11 protein-coding genes are annotated in these 13,625 nt (G+C 72.9%); 7 read left to right on the forward strand and 4 right to left on the reverse strand.

From position 1 onward, the window contains the following. Positions 1-36: 36 nt before the first annotated feature. Positions 37-1,167 carry a DNA integrity scanning diadenylate cyclase DisA gene (gene disA, locus AB0E98_RS30590; RefSeq protein WP_361708929.1) on the reverse strand — a complete coding sequence of 377 codons (1,131 nt, stop codon included), beginning with the start codon at positions 1,165-1,167 and terminating at the stop codon, positions 37-39. Positions 1,168-1,316: 149 nt separating this feature from the next. Next, entirely contained in the window at positions 1,317-2,768 is a 1,452-nt protein-coding gene (gene radA, locus AB0E98_RS30595; RefSeq protein ID WP_361708931.1) for a DNA repair protein RadA, read from the reverse strand. Between the two features lie 197 nt (positions 2,769-2,965). Here radA and AB0E98_RS30600 point away from each other — a divergent pair, with 197 nt between their 5' ends. Next, on the forward strand, positions 2,966-4,729 hold the full coding sequence (locus AB0E98_RS30600) for a sigma-70 family RNA polymerase sigma factor (RefSeq protein ID WP_361708934.1): 1,764 nt from the start codon (positions 2,966-2,968) through the stop codon (positions 4,727-4,729). Here the strand turns inward: AB0E98_RS30600 and AB0E98_RS30605 are convergent. After that, complete coding sequence (locus AB0E98_RS30605; protein ID WP_361708937.1) at positions 4,726-5,619, reverse strand: hypothetical protein; 894 nt, start codon at positions 5,617-5,619, stop codon at positions 4,726-4,728. The genes AB0E98_RS30600 and AB0E98_RS30605 overlap by 4 nt on opposite strands. Positions 5,620-5,664: 45 nt before the next feature. Here AB0E98_RS30605 and AB0E98_RS30610 point away from each other — a divergent pair, with 45 nt between their 5' ends. The 4 genes from AB0E98_RS30610 (at position 5,665) to ilvD (ending at position 10,207) form a co-directional block, all read left to right on the forward strand. Then, positions 5,665-6,597: a Ppx/GppA phosphatase family protein gene (locus tag AB0E98_RS30610; RefSeq protein WP_361708939.1), complete on the forward strand. Its 933-nt coding sequence runs from the start codon at positions 5,665-5,667 to the stop codon at positions 6,595-6,597. A 132-nt stretch (positions 6,598-6,729) separates the two neighbouring features. Then, positions 6,730-7,554 (forward strand): sugar phosphate isomerase/epimerase, encoded by an 825-nt coding sequence (locus tag AB0E98_RS30615; RefSeq protein WP_361708940.1) that lies wholly within the window; start codon positions 6,730-6,732, stop codon positions 7,552-7,554. Continuing rightward, positions 7,551-8,240 (forward strand): TetR family transcriptional regulator, encoded by a 690-nt coding sequence (locus AB0E98_RS30620; RefSeq protein WP_361708943.1) that lies wholly within the window; start codon positions 7,551-7,553, stop codon positions 8,238-8,240. The genes AB0E98_RS30615 and AB0E98_RS30620 overlap by 4 nt, the downstream gene beginning before the upstream one ends. 116 nt (positions 8,241-8,356) lie before the next feature. Then, complete coding sequence (ilvD, locus tag AB0E98_RS30625; protein WP_361708946.1) at positions 8,357-10,207, forward strand: dihydroxy-acid dehydratase; 1,851 nt, start codon at positions 8,357-8,359, stop codon at positions 10,205-10,207. Between the two features lie 59 nt (positions 10,208-10,266). Here the strand turns inward: ilvD and AB0E98_RS30630 are convergent, their stop codons facing one another. Next, positions 10,267-12,483 (reverse strand): serine/threonine-protein kinase, encoded by a 2,217-nt coding sequence (locus AB0E98_RS30630; RefSeq protein ID WP_361708963.1) that lies wholly within the window; start codon positions 12,481-12,483, stop codon positions 10,267-10,269. 140 nt (positions 12,484-12,623) lie between these two features. Here AB0E98_RS30630 and AB0E98_RS30635 point away from each other — a divergent pair, with 140 nt between their 5' ends. Together AB0E98_RS30635 and AB0E98_RS30640 are read left to right on the forward strand one after the other, a co-directional pair. Beyond that, a complete protein-coding gene (locus AB0E98_RS30635; protein ID WP_311614991.1) occupies positions 12,624-12,875 on the forward strand; it encodes an SH3 domain-containing protein in 252 nt (83 codons plus the stop codon). A 65-nt stretch (positions 12,876-12,940) separates the two neighbouring features. Further along, a complete protein-coding gene (locus tag AB0E98_RS30640) occupies positions 12,941-13,450 on the forward strand; it encodes a hypothetical protein (protein ID WP_361708948.1) in 510 nt (169 codons plus the stop codon). The last annotated feature ends 175 nt before the right edge of the window (positions 13,451-13,625 follow it).

Below are 13,625 nucleotides of genomic sequence, written 5' to 3' on the forward strand. Positions count from 1 at the left end.
ACCTGACCGCTCACCCGGCCCGCTGAACCGGCGGAGCTAGACGTACCGCTCCAGGATCGACGACTCCGCCAGCCGCGAGAGCCCCTCGCGCACCGAACGCGCCCGGGCCTCGCCCACGCCGTCCACGGTCTGGAGGTCGTCCACGCTGGCGGCGAGAAGCTTCTGGAGCCCGCCGAAGTGGTCCACGAGCCGCTCGATGATGGCGCCCGGCAGCCGGGGCACCTTCGCCAGCAGCCGGTAGCCGCGCGGCGAGACGGCGGAGTCCAGCGTCTCGGGGGAGCCGCTGTAGCCCAGGGCGCGGGCGACGATGGGCAGTTCGAGGAGCTCGGCGTGGGAGAGGGAGTCCAGCTCGGAGAGGGCCTCGGGGACCGTACGGGTGCGCTTGGCGGTCGGCTCGGGGACATAGTCCCGCACGACCAGCTCCCGTTCGGGCTCGACGCCCGCGATCAGCTCGTCGAGCTGGAGGGAGAGCAGCCGGCCGTCGGTGCCGAGCTCGACCACGTACTCCGCGATCTCCGTGGCGATGCGGCGGACCATCTCCAGCCGCTGGGAGACGGCGGTGACGTCCCGGACGGTGACCAGGTCCTCGATCTCCAGGGCGGACAGGGTGCCCGCCACCTCGTCCAGGCGGAGCTTGTAGCGCTCCAGGGTGGCCAGTGCCTGGTTGGCGCGGGAGAGGATCGTGTTGGACTCCTCCAGGACGCGGCGCTCCCCGCCCACGTACAGGGCGATCAGCCGCATCGACTGGCTGACGGAGACCACGGGGAAGCCCGACTGGATGGAGACGCGCTGCGCGGTGCGGTGGCGGGTGCCGGTCTCCTCGGTGGGGATCGACGCGTCGGGGTAGAGCTGGACGCCCGCCCGGACGATCTTGCTGACGTCCTTGTCGATGATCAGCGCGCCGTCCAGCTTGCACAGCTCGCGCAGGCGGGTGGCCGTGAACTCCACATCGAGGACGAATCCGCCGGTGCACATCGACTCGACGGTCTTGTCCATGCCGAGGACGATGAGCCCGCCGGTGTTGCCGCGGAGAACGCGCTCCAGGCCGTCACGCAGGGCCGTGCCGGGCGCGACGGCGCTCAGCGTGCGCATCAGCCCGTCGACCCCGGAGCCACCGGAGGCGCCTCCGGACTTGCCGGGGCCCGATGCCCGGTCGTTGGCTGCCACTGCACTCCTCCGGTCGCAAGGTCAACGGTGCCGCGTGGCCGCCCTGCTGTCGCGTACGCGCCGTGGTGCACGCCGTGCGCGTCGCGCGCTGTGGTGTGCGGCGGAGCGTACGTGCGGGCGGGACCAGGGAAAGTCTACTGGCGCCCAGCCTATTCGGGAGTGGTCCTCTGGCTCGCCTCCCTGCCCGGCTCCCGGCTCGCCTCCCGGGCAGGCTCCCGGCGGGGGCGCTTGGGCAGCACTCGGAGGGCTTCGCCTATGTCCGAGACCTCCAGCACCTTCATCCCGCTGGGCACCTTGCCCGGATCGGCGGGCACGAGGGCGTGGGTGAAGCCCAGCCGGGCGGCCTCGGCCAGCCGCCGCTGCACGCCCGTGACCCTTCGGACCTCGCCCGCCAGGCCCACCTCGCCGATGGCCACCAGATTCTTCGGCAGGGGGGTGTCGCTGGCGGCACTGGCCAGGGCGAGCGCCACGGCCAGGTCGGCCGCGGGCTCGGAGAGCTTCACACCGCCGACCGTGGCGCTGTAGATGTCGCGCTTGCCGAGGGCGCTGATGCGGCCGCGCTGCTCCAGCACGGCGAGCATCATCGACACGCGCGAGGTCTCCAGGCCCGAGGTCGTACGGCGCGGGGAGGGGATCTGGGAGTCGACGGTCAGCGCCTGCACCTCGGCCACCAGCGGGCGGCGGCCCTCGAGCGTCACCGTCAGACAGGTGCCCGGCACGGGCTCGGCACGCCGGGTGAGGAAGAGACCACTGGGGTCGGCGAGGCCGGTGATGCCCTCGTCGTGCAGCTCGAAGCAGCCGACCTCGTCCGTGGCGCCGTAGCGGTTCTTCACGCCCCGCACCAGCCGCAGCCGCGCGTGCCGGTCACCCTCGAAGGACAGGACGACGTCGACCAGGTGCTCCAGCAGGCGGGGGCCCGCGATGGCGCCGTCCTTGGTGACATGGCCGACCAGGAGCGTGGCCATGCCGCGCTCCTTGGAGGCCCGGATGAGGGCGCCGGCGACCTCGCGGACCTGGGCCATGCCACCGGGCGCCCCGTCGATCTCGGGGGAGGCCACGGTCTGGACGGAGTCCATGATCAGCAGCGACGGCTTGACCGAGTCGAGATGTCCGAGGACGGCGGACAGATCGGTCTCGGCGGCGAGATAGAGATGATCGGACAGCGCGCCGATGCGGTCGGCGCGCAGCCGGACCTGGCTCGCCGACTCCTCACCCGTCACATAGAGCGTGCGGTGCTCCTCGGAGGCCGCCTTCGCCGCCACGTCCAGCAGCAGGGTCGACTTGCCGACGCCGGGCTCGCCCGCGAGCAGCACCACCGCGCCGGGCACCAGACCGCCGCCGAGCACCCGGTCCAGCTCGGGGACGCCCGTGCCGCGCGCGGTGGCCTGACGGCCGTCGACCTGGGCGATGGGCACCGCGGCGGTGGTCACCCTGCCGGGCGCGGTCGTCCGCACGGCGGGTGCGCCGCCGAACTCCTCGACGGTGCCCCACGCCTGGCACTCGGGGCAGCGGCCGAGCCACTTGGCGGTGGTCCAGCCGCACTCGGTGCAGCGGTAGGAGGGCCGGTCCTTGGCGGACGAGCGAGAGGTACGGGCAGCCATGCGGAACACGGTAGCGGTGGCCACTGACAGCGCCGCCGTGACTTCGTCCGTCAGTACGTACCGCCCTGTCCCGAGCTCGGTCAATCGGGGCGGAATGTAGGGCTCCTGTCCCCCTTTGAGGGAGAGGGTCACCCGTATGGGCTAAACCTCTGTGAGCAGGGCGGACGAGGGCGCGGCACCGGCCTACCGTCGCCGGGATGATGACGAGCAGGCCCGAGCCCCCCACGCATGCCACCGGCGCGCACCGCGCACCCAGCAGTGCGCCGCGCGCGGCCCAGCCCCAGGTCGTCGAGAGCACCACCGGGCACACCGGGCACACCGAGGACATCGAGTACGCCGAGGACATCGAGTACGCCGGACAGAGCGACGGCGGCGACGAGGCGGAAGGCCTCGAGAACAGCCCGCACCTCGACGGCCTGTTCACCTACTGCCTGTCCGTGCTGTGCGACCACGGGTCCGCCGTCGCCGCCCTCGGCGAGACCCTGGCGCTCGCCGAGCGCCGCGCCGACCGTGCCCCCGCCGCCCCGGAGGCGCACCGCGCCTGGCTGTACGCCCTCGCCCGCTGGGAGTGCCTGCGCAGGCTCGCCGAGCGCGGCCCCGGCGACCCGCCGCCCACCCCCGACGCGGGCGCCCGCGCGGAACTGGCCCTGCTCGCCTGGCCCGAGGCCGCCGGCACCACCGCCGAGCAGCGCGAGGCCCTGGAACTGGCCGTACGCCACGGGCTCGCCCCCCACGAGGTCGCCGCCGTGCTCCGCCTGGACCTCGACGCGGCGCGCGTCCTGCTCTCCAGCGCCGCCTGCGAGGTCGAGCGCACCCGCACCGCGCTCGCCGTCGTCGAGTCGGGCCGCTGCCCGGTGGTCACCCGCTTCGTGGGCGACCGGGAAGTGCTGCTGGGCGCCGCGCTCCGGCGCGAGCTCGTCCGCCACGTCGACGAGTGCGCCGACTGCCGCCGTACCGCCGAGCGGGCCGTCGCGGGCGAGCCCTGGCCCGGTACGGCCGTGTCCCCGGCCGCCGCCCTGCCCGTCCTCCGCGCCCCCCGCGCCGCCGCGCACGCCGCGATGCGCCGCGCCCTGGACGCACGCCCCCCACGCCGGCGCGCGAGCGCGCAGCGCGCCGGCGCCCCGCGCTTCGACCGCGGCGGCTTCCCCCTCACCCCCAAGGACCGCGCCGCCCGCCGCAGCAGGCTGCGCAGCCGGGCCGTGACCACCACCGTCGTCGCCACGGTCGTCGCCGCGCCCATCCTCGCCCTGTGGGCCGCCTACCGGGGCACCCCGCTCGGCGAGGGCACGGGCGGCGCCCCGGTGTCCGCCACCGAGACCGACAGCCTGGGCGGCAGCCCCCACGAGGGCCTGTACGAGGGCGCCTACGCGGATCCGTACGGGGCGACCGCCCCGGCGGGCCCCACCCTCCCCCAGCTATCGCTGGGAGGTACCCCCATCGTCAGCGGCACCCCGGGGCCCGTCGGCCACCGCTTCCCGGACGTCTCCGTGGCCGTCCTCGGCCCGGACGGCAGCCCCGCCCCGGCCACGCGGTCCGCCGGCCCCACACCCCCGGCCGCCACCGCACCACGACATACCCAGGCCGCCCGCCCCGCCGGACCCGGCCGGCTGACGGTCGAGGCGCAGCCCAGCGGCACGGCCACGCTCATCACGCTCACCGCCGACGGCGGCGAACCGGTCAGCTGGTCGATGTCCGCCGGGGCGCCCTGGCTACGGCTGAGCCAGCCCGGGGGAGTGCTGCGCCCAGGGCAGTCCGTGACGGTCACGGTGCTCGTCGACCACGGCAGGGAGCCCACGGGCCCCTGGAGCGCCCGCGTGGCCATCGCCCCGGGCGGCACGGTCGTCACCATCGAAGGCTGCGGCACCCCCCGCCCGACCCCGACGCCGTACCCGTCGACCACACCCCCACCGCCCACACCGGGGCCGACGACGCACTGGCGCCGGGGCGAAGCCCCCGGCTAGCCCCGGTCGTCCGCCGGATGCGGAGCCATAGGCAGCAGCGAAGCCATCCGCTCCTCGCACAGCTTCACCAGCCGCGCGTACCCCTGCTCACCCATCAGCTCCACCAGCTCCGCCCGGTACGACACGTACACCGGATCCGCACCCACGTGCGCCGACCGCGCCGACGTGCACCACCAGTGCAGGTCGTGCCCGCCCGCGCCCCAGCCCCGCCGGTCGTACTCGCCGATCGACACCTGGAGCACCTGCGTGTCGTCCGGCCGGTCGAGCCAGTCGTACGTACGCCGCACCGGCAGCTGCCAGCACACGTCCGGCTTCGTCTCCAGCGGCTCGCGGCCTTCCCGCAGCGCCAGGATGTGCAGCGAGCAGCCCGCGCCGCCCGCGAAGCCGGGCCGGTTCTGGAAGATGCAGGAGCCCTTCCAGCGCCGGGTCTGCCGCTCCCCGTCCTCGTCCACCTGCGTCCACCCGGAGTCGGCGCCCACCTCGTGGAACTGCCACATCTCCGGCGTGAGCCGCGCCACGTGCTCGGCGACCCGCTGCTCGTCCTCCTCGTCCGAGAAGTGCGCGCCCAGCGTGCAGCAGCCGTCGGCGGCGCGTCCTTCCCGGATGCCCTGGCAGCCGTCGCCGAACACGCACGTCCAGCGGGAGGTCAGCCAGGTCAGATCGCAGCGGAAGACCTGTTCGTCGTCGGCCGGGTCGGGGAACTCGACCCAGGCACGGGCGAAGTCGAGCCCGACCTCGTCGGGCACCGGGGCAGCCTTGGCGGCCTTCACCACTTTGGACCCGAGCTTGTTCTTCTTGCCGGAGCTTCCGGAGCTTCCGGAGCCGTTGACCTGCTTGCTGGAGGCTCTTTCCCGCTCTTTGTCCGGTTTGGCCTTCTTCGTCTTCGCCACCCCTCAAGCCTAAGTGCCCTCGGCCACCGCAGTAGCGTTCAGGCCATGAGACTCGGTGTCCTCGACGTGGGTTCGAATACGGTCCACCTGCTGGTGGTCGACGCGCACCCCGGTGCCCGCCCGCTGCCCGCCCACTCCCACAAGACCGAGCTGCGCCTCGCCGAGCTGCTGGACGACTCCGGCGCGATCACCGACGCCGGGATAGAGCGGCTCATCGGCGTGATCCAGGAGGCGCTCCAGGCCGCCGAGGACAAGGGCGTCGAGGAAGTGCTCCCCTTCGCCACCTCGGCCGTCCGCGAGGCCTCCAACGCCGACGCCGTCCTCACCCGCGTCCAGCGGGAGACCGGTGTCACGCTGCCCGTCCTCACCGGCGCGGAGGAGGCCCGGCTCACCTTCCTCGCCACCCGCCGCTGGTTCGGCTGGTCGTCCGGAAAACTCCTTGTCCTCGACATCGGCGGCGGCTCCCTGGAGATCGCCTTCGGCCTCGACGAGGAGCCCGACGCGGCAGCGTCCCTCCCCCTCGGCGCCGGCCGCCTCACCAAGGGCTGGCTCCCCGGCGACCCGCCCGACTCCTCGGACGTACGGGCGCTCCGCCGCCACGTGCGCACCGAGATCGCGCGTACCGTCGGCGACTTCGCCCGCCTCGGCCCGCCCGACCACGCCGTCGCCACCTCCAAGACCTTCAAGCAGCTCGCCCGGATCGCGGGCGCGGCCCGCTCCACCGAGGGGCTGTACACCCAGCGCACGCTCAGCCGGAAGGCCCTGGAGGAGTGGGTGCCCAGGCTGGCCACGATGAACTCCGGCCAGCGCACCAGGCTTCCCGGCGTCTCCGAAGGACGCGCGCGGCAACTGCTCGCGGGCGCGCTCGTGGCGGAGGCGGCACTGGAGCTGTTCGGCGTGGAGGAGGTCGAGATCTGCCCGTGGGCGCTGCGCGAGGGCGTGATCCTGCGCCGGCTGGACCACTTGCCCACGGCCTGAGCCCACAGCCTGAGCGGACCACCCGGTCCACCCGGTGGGGCGGCCCGGTCCGCCCCACCGTGACGTACCCGACGTACTCGTCGTACGGAACCACCTGCCCGCCGCCGGAGGGGCGGGCATACGCTGTCCCTCGTGACAGAGCCAGTGGTGCGCATTCCGGATGCGAAGGTCGCGCTGTCCACGGCATCGGTCTACCCCGAGTCGACGGCGACGGCCTTCGAGATCGCCGCCCGGCTGGGTTACGACGGTGTCGAGGTCATGGTGTGGACCGACCCGGTCAGCCAGGACATCGACGCGTTGCGTCGCCTGTCCGACTACCACCAGGTGCCCATCCTGGCCGTCCACGCCCCCTGTCTGCTGATCACCCAGCGCGTCTGGTCGACCGACCCGTGGGTCAAGCTCCAGCGCGCCCGCGCGGCGGCGGAGAAGCTGGGCGCGAGCACCGTCGTCGTCCACCCGCCGTTCCGCTGGCAGCGCTCCTACGCGCGGGACTTCGTCCAGGGGCTGTGGCGCATGGCGGGCGAGACCGACGTCCGGTTCGCCGTCGAGAACATGTACCCCTGGCGCTACCGCGACCGCGAGATGCTCGCCTACGCGCCCGACTGGGACGTCACCAAGGACGACTACCGCCACTTCACGGTCGATCTGTCGCACACGTCGACGGCCCGCACGGACGCCCTTGAGATGATCGACCGGATGGGCGACCGGCTCGCCCACATCCACCTCGCCGACGGCAACGGCTCCGCGAAGGACGAGCACCTCGTCCCCGGGCGCGGCAAGCAGCCCTGCGCCGAGGTGCTGGAGCGGCTGGCGACGAGCGGGTTCGACGGGCACATCGTGATCGAGGTCAACACCCGCCGGGCCATGTCCGCCGCCGAGCGGGAAGCGGACCTGGCCGAGGCCCTGGCGTACACCCGCCTCCACCTCGCCTCCCCGACGGGGGTGCCGAGACCGTGACGAGCGAGGAACAGCCGGCCGAGGAACAGCCGGCCGGGGACCAGCCGGCCGAGGACCAGGACCGTCCCCCGGCCGCCCCGCGCCGCCGCGGGCGTCCCGCCCGTACGGACGCGGGCGACGGCCCCGGCGCGCGCGAGCGCATCCTCACCGCCGCCCGCGCCGAATTCGCCGAGCGCGGTTACGACAAGGCGTCCATCCGCGGCATAGCCAGGGGCGCCGGCGTCGACCCCGCGCTCGTCCACCACTACTTCGGCCCGAAGGAACAGATCTTCGCCGCCGCCGTCGAGACGGCCTTCGCGCCCGCCCTCGACGCCCAGGCGGTCGTCGTCCAGGGCCCGCTGGACAGCGCGGGGGAGCGGCTGACCCGCTTCGTCCTCGGACTGTGGGAGGACCCGGTCACCCGCGAGCCGCTGCTCGCGATCCTGCGGTCGGCCGTGGCCAACGAGGCAGCCGCCGCGGTCTTCCGTGATCTGGTGTACACCCGGCTGATGTCCCGCATCGCAGCCGAACTGGAGACCCCCGACGCACAGCTGCGGTCCGAGCTGGCCGCGGCGCACCTGGTGGGCGTGATCATGCTGCGCCACGTCATCAAGATCGAACCGATGGCGTCCACGGACCTCGACCAGGTCGTGGCGATGGCCGCCCCGGCGGTCCAGCGCCACATGACGGGCGACCCGGCACTCTGACGGGCGTCACGCCCCCTGGCAGGCGTCACGTGGGGCATCTCGCATCCCGGAAACCCTGTCCGCTTCGCGGACGAGCGGCGTAGGCTCGGACGTCCGAGACACAAGGAGTGAGCAGGATGCCCGAGCTGAGGTCCCGCACTGTCACCCACGGCCGCAACATGGCGGGCGCCCGAGCCCTTCTGCGGGCCGCGGGCGTAGCGCGCGAGGACTTCGGCAAGCCGATCATCGCGGTGGCGAACAGCTTCACGGAGTTCGTGCCCGGCCACACCCACCTCCAGCCGGTCGGCCGGATCGTCTCCGACGCGATCAAGGCGGCGGGCGGCATCCCGCGCGAGTTCAACACCATCGCCGTCGACGACGGCATCGCCATGGGCCACGCGGGCATGCTCTACTCGCTGCCCTCCCGCGACCTGATCGCCGACTCCGTCGAGTACATGGTCGAGGCGCACTGCGCCGACGCCCTGATCTGCATCTCCAACTGCGACAAGATCACCCCGGGCATGCTCATGGCCGCGCTGCGTCTGAACATCCCCGTCGTCTTCGTCTCCGGCGGCCCCATGGAGGCCGGCCAGGCCACGCTCGTCGACGGCACGGTCCGCAAGCTCGACCTCATCAACGCCATCGTCGACTCGGTGAACGAGAACGTCTCCGACGAGGACGTCCTGCGCATCGAGGAGAACGCCTGCCCGACCTGCGGCTCGTGTTCCGGCATGTTCACCGCCAACTCGATGAACTGCCTCACCGAGGCCATCGGCCTCTCCCTCCCGGGCAACGGCTCCGTGCTCGCCACCCACACCGCCCGCAAGGCGCTCTACGAGAACGCCGGCCGCACGGTCGTGGAGATCACCAAGCGCTACTACGACCAGGGCGACGAGGCCGTCCTGCCGCGCAACATCGCCACCCGCGCCGCCTTCGAGAACGCCATGGCCCTCGACATCGCCATGGGCGGCTCCACCAACACGATCCTCCACCTGCTCGCCGCCGCCCAGGAGGCCGGGCTCGACTACGACCTCAAGGACATCGACGCCGTCTCGCGCCGCGTCCCCTGCCTGGCCAAGGTCGCCCCGAACGTCGCCCCCGGCGGCACGTACTACATGGAGGACGTCCACCGCGCCGGCGGCATCCCCGCCATCCTCGGCGAGCTCTGGCGCGGCGGCCTCCTCGACGAGGACGTGCACACCGTGCACGCGCCCTCACTGGCCGAGTGGCTCAAGACCTGGGACGTCCGCGGCGGCTCCCCGTCCGCCGAGGCGGTCGAGATGTGGCACGCCGCGCCCGGTTGCGTCCGTTCCGCCACCGCCTTCTCGCAGTCCGAGCGCTGGGAGTCCCTCGACGTGGACGCGGCCGGCGGCTGCATCCGCTCCGCGGAGCACGCCTACTCCAAGGACGGCGGCCTCGCGGTCCTCAGGGGCAACCTCGCGGTCGACGGCTGTGTCGTGAAGACGGCCGGTGTCGACGAGTCGATCTGGACCTTCGAGGGCCCGGCCGTCGTCTGCGAGTCGCAGGAGGAGGCCGTCGAGAAGATCCTGTCCAAGGGCATCAAGGAGGGCGACGTCGTCGTCATCCGCTACGAGGGCCCGCGCGGCGGCCCCGGCATGCAGGAGATGCTCTACCCGACGTCCTTCCTCAAGGGCCGCGGCCTCGGCAAGGCCTGCGCCCTGGTGACGGACGGCCGCTTCTCCGGCGGTACGTCGGGGCTGTCGATCGGCCACGCCTCGCCCGAGGCCGCCTCGGGCGGCACGATCGCCCTCGTCCACGACGGCGACCGCATCCGCATCGACATCCCGTCCCGCTCGATCGAACTCCTCGTGCCGGAGGACGAGCTGACGGCCCGCCGCGAGGCCCTCGGCGGCACGTACGCGCCGAAGAACCGCGACCGCAAGGTCTCGGCGGCCCTGCGCGCCTACGCGGCGATGGCGACGAGCGCGGACAAGGGCGCGGTGAGGGACGTCAGCAAGCTGGGATAAGAGACGGGGCCGGGTCCACCGGCCCGTCCTGTCTTCGCCCGCTCCGGCGGGGTGTCGCCCTACCGCCACCCCGCCGGGTTCCGCTCACTCACCGCGAACACCGTCCCGTCCGGCGCGGCGCCAAACACCTTCCCGTCCGCCACCACCGGCTCCGGAAGCAACTCCAGAACCCCGCGCCCCGCCCGCGCCAACCGTGGCGACGTCTGCCCGAGCAGCGTCCCCTGCCCGGTGTCCACGGCCAGCAGCCGTCCGTCGGCGGCGGAGAGGTACAGCCGGCGCCCGTCGCCATCGGCGACCAGCGCCGACGCGTTGGCGACGGACGTCTCCATCCGCCACAGCTCACCCGCGGGCCGCCCGGGCAGCTCCGCCGTGCCGACCGCCGTCAGCCCGCCGTCCGACGACAGGACGTACACCACGTCGCCCTTCGCGATGACGCTCGTCGCGTCCAGGGGCGTACGGAGCGGTATCCGCCGCTCCCGCCCGATCCCCGGGGCGTAGCGGACGAGGGTGGAAACCTGCGTCCGTACGTTGGCCTCGCTGAGATAAACGCTGCCGTTCGGCCCGGTGCCGACGGCCGTCAGCGCACCGTCCGCCGTCCACCGCCACAGCGTCGTACCGCGCACCGGGTCGACACCGACGACGTACGTGTGCCGCCCGTCGGGCGCGAGAGCGACGCCGATGGCGTCACGCCCGTAGAAGGAGAAGACGGGCTTGATCCCACCGGGTAGCGCATGCCGCCACCGCTCCCGGTTCGTCGCCCCGTCGACCGCCGTGATCACACCGTCCCCGGCGACCAGCAGTACGGCGTCGCCCGCGTAATAAACGCGTCCGTCGTACGCGGACACATCGCGCGTCCAGCGCGGCTCACCCGTGGCCGGGTCGAGCGCGGACAGCTCCCGCTTGTCCGGCGACAGCGCGTGCACCAGCCCACCGGACACCCTCGGCGCCCGCGCCCCGCTCACACCGGGTCCGGGCCGGTCGCCGCCCGGGGCCGCCCGCCGCCACGCGACCTTGCCGGACGCGGCGTCTATACGGGCCGCGTGCACGCCCCGCCCCGCGCAGTACAGGGCACCGTCCGCGAACGTACAGAACCCGGCCCGCACCTCACCGTTCCCGGCGGGGTCGGCGAGTACGGACGTCTCCCACGGGCGCCAGGAGGAGCCCGCCGGGGTGGGGCGGCTGGGCGACGGCTGCTTGCCGAGGCCCTCCACCTCCTCCATCACCCAGGCGCCGCCCGCTATCAGCGTGGCGGCGGCCACGGTGGCAACGGCGGCCCGGCGGAGCGACAGAAGCCGACGGGACCGGGTGCGGGAGCCGCCGTCCGCGGAATCCGTAGAAGAGGAGGCCGAAGAAGAGGAGGCTGGAGAAGGAGGAGAGAGGGAACCGGCCTCCGGGACGGGCCCGAGGCCGGTTACGCGCGCGGACACCGGCGACGTCGTCACCGGCCCGGGCTCCGGCGTCGGCAGCATGGCCATGATCGCGTCGGGCGTCGGCCGGTCCGTCGGCTCCTTCGCGAGACAGGCCCGGATCAGCGGTACGAGATCGTCCGGCACACCCTCCAGATCGGGCTCGTCGTGCACGACCTGGTACGCGACGATGTACGGACTCTCCGACTCGAACGGCCCCCGTCCCGTCGCCGCGTGCACCAGCAACGACGCCAACGCGAACACATCCGCCGCCGGCCCCACCTCACGCGGCCGCTGGAACTGCTCCGGGGCCATGAAGGGCGGTGTACCGATCAGCTTGCCGGTCTCGGTGCGCAGCTCGCTGTCGTAGGGGCGCGAGATCCCGAAGTCGATGACCTTCGGACCGTCCTCGGCGAGCAGCACATTGCTGGGCTTGAGATCCCGGTGCACCACGCCCGCCCGGTGGATGTCGCGCAGCGCCTCCGCGAGCCCGGCCGCCAGCCGCCGCACCTCGTCCGGGCTCAGCGGCCCGTTCCGCTTCACCTGCTCGGACAGCGTCGGCCCGGGGATGTAGAGGGTGGCCATCCACGGCCGTTCGCCATTGGGATCGGCGTCCACGACGGACGCGGTGAACGCACCGCTCACCCGTCGCGCCGCCGCGACCTCCTGCCGGAACCGCGCCCTGAACTCGGGGTCCACCGCGTATTCGGCGTGCACCACCTTGACGGCGATGCGCAGCCCCGACGGCGAGCGCGCGAGGTGCACCACGCCCATGCCACCCGAGCCGAGGCGCCCTTCCAGCCGGTACCGACCCGCGTATTGCGGATCGTCCGCTTCCGGACCGCTCCCCGTACTGCGCAGCGGCGGCATGCCCCACCCCCGTGTCACCCGTGTGATTCGACCGCTTTCGGCGGCTTGCGGAGCCTAATCGATGGGGCAAGGGGTACCGGGGAGGCGCAGCCGTGCGTTGCTAGCCTGCACATGTCATTCACCTCACGGGGGAGAGCACCATGGCGTACTACCCGATCGCTCCTGGTCATCAGGTCAATGTCCGCCGGGGCCCCAGCTCCGACAGCGAACTCGTCAAGGTCCTCCCGCAGGGCTCCAGCGTCTCCATCCGCTGCCAGACCCGAGGCGAGACCGTCTCCGGCCCGTGCGGCACCACGGACGTCTGGGACTGCATCGCCCCGGGCCAGTACGTGTCCGACGCGTATGTGAAGACGGGCAGCAGTGGCTACGTGGCGGTCGCCTGCTCGGGCTGACCGCCCCAACCGTCTTGACCGCCGACCCGGCATGCCCGTAATCGACGCATGCCCATAATCGACGTATGAGCGGTGAGCACGAGACGGCCGGCCCCCAGCCCGAATCCATCAGGTTCTTCGGTACGACCTGGGTCGACCATGACGGCGGCTACGCACTGCGCCGGGTCGGGGTCGCCGTGGGCTCCCTGGCCGCGGCGGCAGCGGGCGCGTTCGTCCTGCGTCTGGGATACGAGGGCCTGGCCATCGCCAAGGTGGGCGGCCTGATCAACGCGATGGTCGTCGTGGCCTTCGCCGTCTGTAGCGCCCTTGCCTTCCGTCGTACATGGGAGCGGTTCGTACGCCGCCCGGAGGCCCCGGTGGACGCGGCGGCCGAACGCTCGATGCAGAGCATCATGATGATCGGCTTCCTGGGCACCCTGCTCGCCCACTTCTGCCGCAGCCTCGTGGAGGCCCCGGGCGAGAAGCTCCACCGCGCCGAGTACGACCGGGCCCGCGCCCGCCACGAACGCCTCCGCACGACCCGCACGGGCAACCCGGCGGGCCGGGCGTCCAAGGGGCGGCGCAAGCACCCCTGAACCTCGTGTAGAGTTCTCCGAGTTGCCACGGAGTCCGCGAGGACGACGGGGCGACAACCTCCACTACTTGCATGACTCCCTGAACGGGATGAATTTCGGCGTGTCCGAAATTCGGATCGGGCGCCGATTAGGCGCCGCGGGGGAAATCCGCTAAAGTAGTGATCACGCCGGAAGC

The sequence above is a fragment of the Streptomyces sp. NPDC037389 genome (assembly GCF_040636475.1).
Classification (GTDB): Bacteria; Actinomycetota; Actinomycetes; order Streptomycetales; family Streptomycetaceae; genus Streptomyces; species Streptomyces hesseae.

Excerpts from the sequence above, each read along its gene's own strand:
- radA (WP_361708931.1), bottom strand. The coding sequence starts at position 2,768 with ATGGCTGCCCGTACCTCTCGCTCGTCCGCCAAGGACCGGCCCTCCTAC.
- AB0E98_RS30600 (WP_361708934.1), top strand. The coding sequence starts at position 2,966 with ATGATGACGAGCAGGCCCGAGCCCCCCACGCATGCCACCGGCGCGCAC.
- AB0E98_RS30610 (WP_361708939.1), top strand. The coding sequence starts at position 5,665 with ATGAGACTCGGTGTCCTCGACGTGGGTTCGAATACGGTCCACCTGCTG.
- ilvD (WP_361708946.1), top strand. The coding sequence starts at position 8,357 with ATGCCCGAGCTGAGGTCCCGCACTGTCACCCACGGCCGCAACATGGCG.
- AB0E98_RS30630 (WP_361708963.1), bottom strand. The coding sequence starts at position 12,483 with ATGCCGCCGCTGCGCAGTACGGGGAGCGGTCCGGAAGCGGACGATCCG.
- AB0E98_RS30635 (WP_311614991.1), top strand. The coding sequence starts at position 12,624 with ATGGCGTACTACCCGATCGCTCCTGGTCATCAGGTCAATGTCCGCCGG.
- AB0E98_RS30640 (WP_361708948.1), top strand. The coding sequence starts at position 12,941 with ATGAGCGGTGAGCACGAGACGGCCGGCCCCCAGCCCGAATCCATCAGG.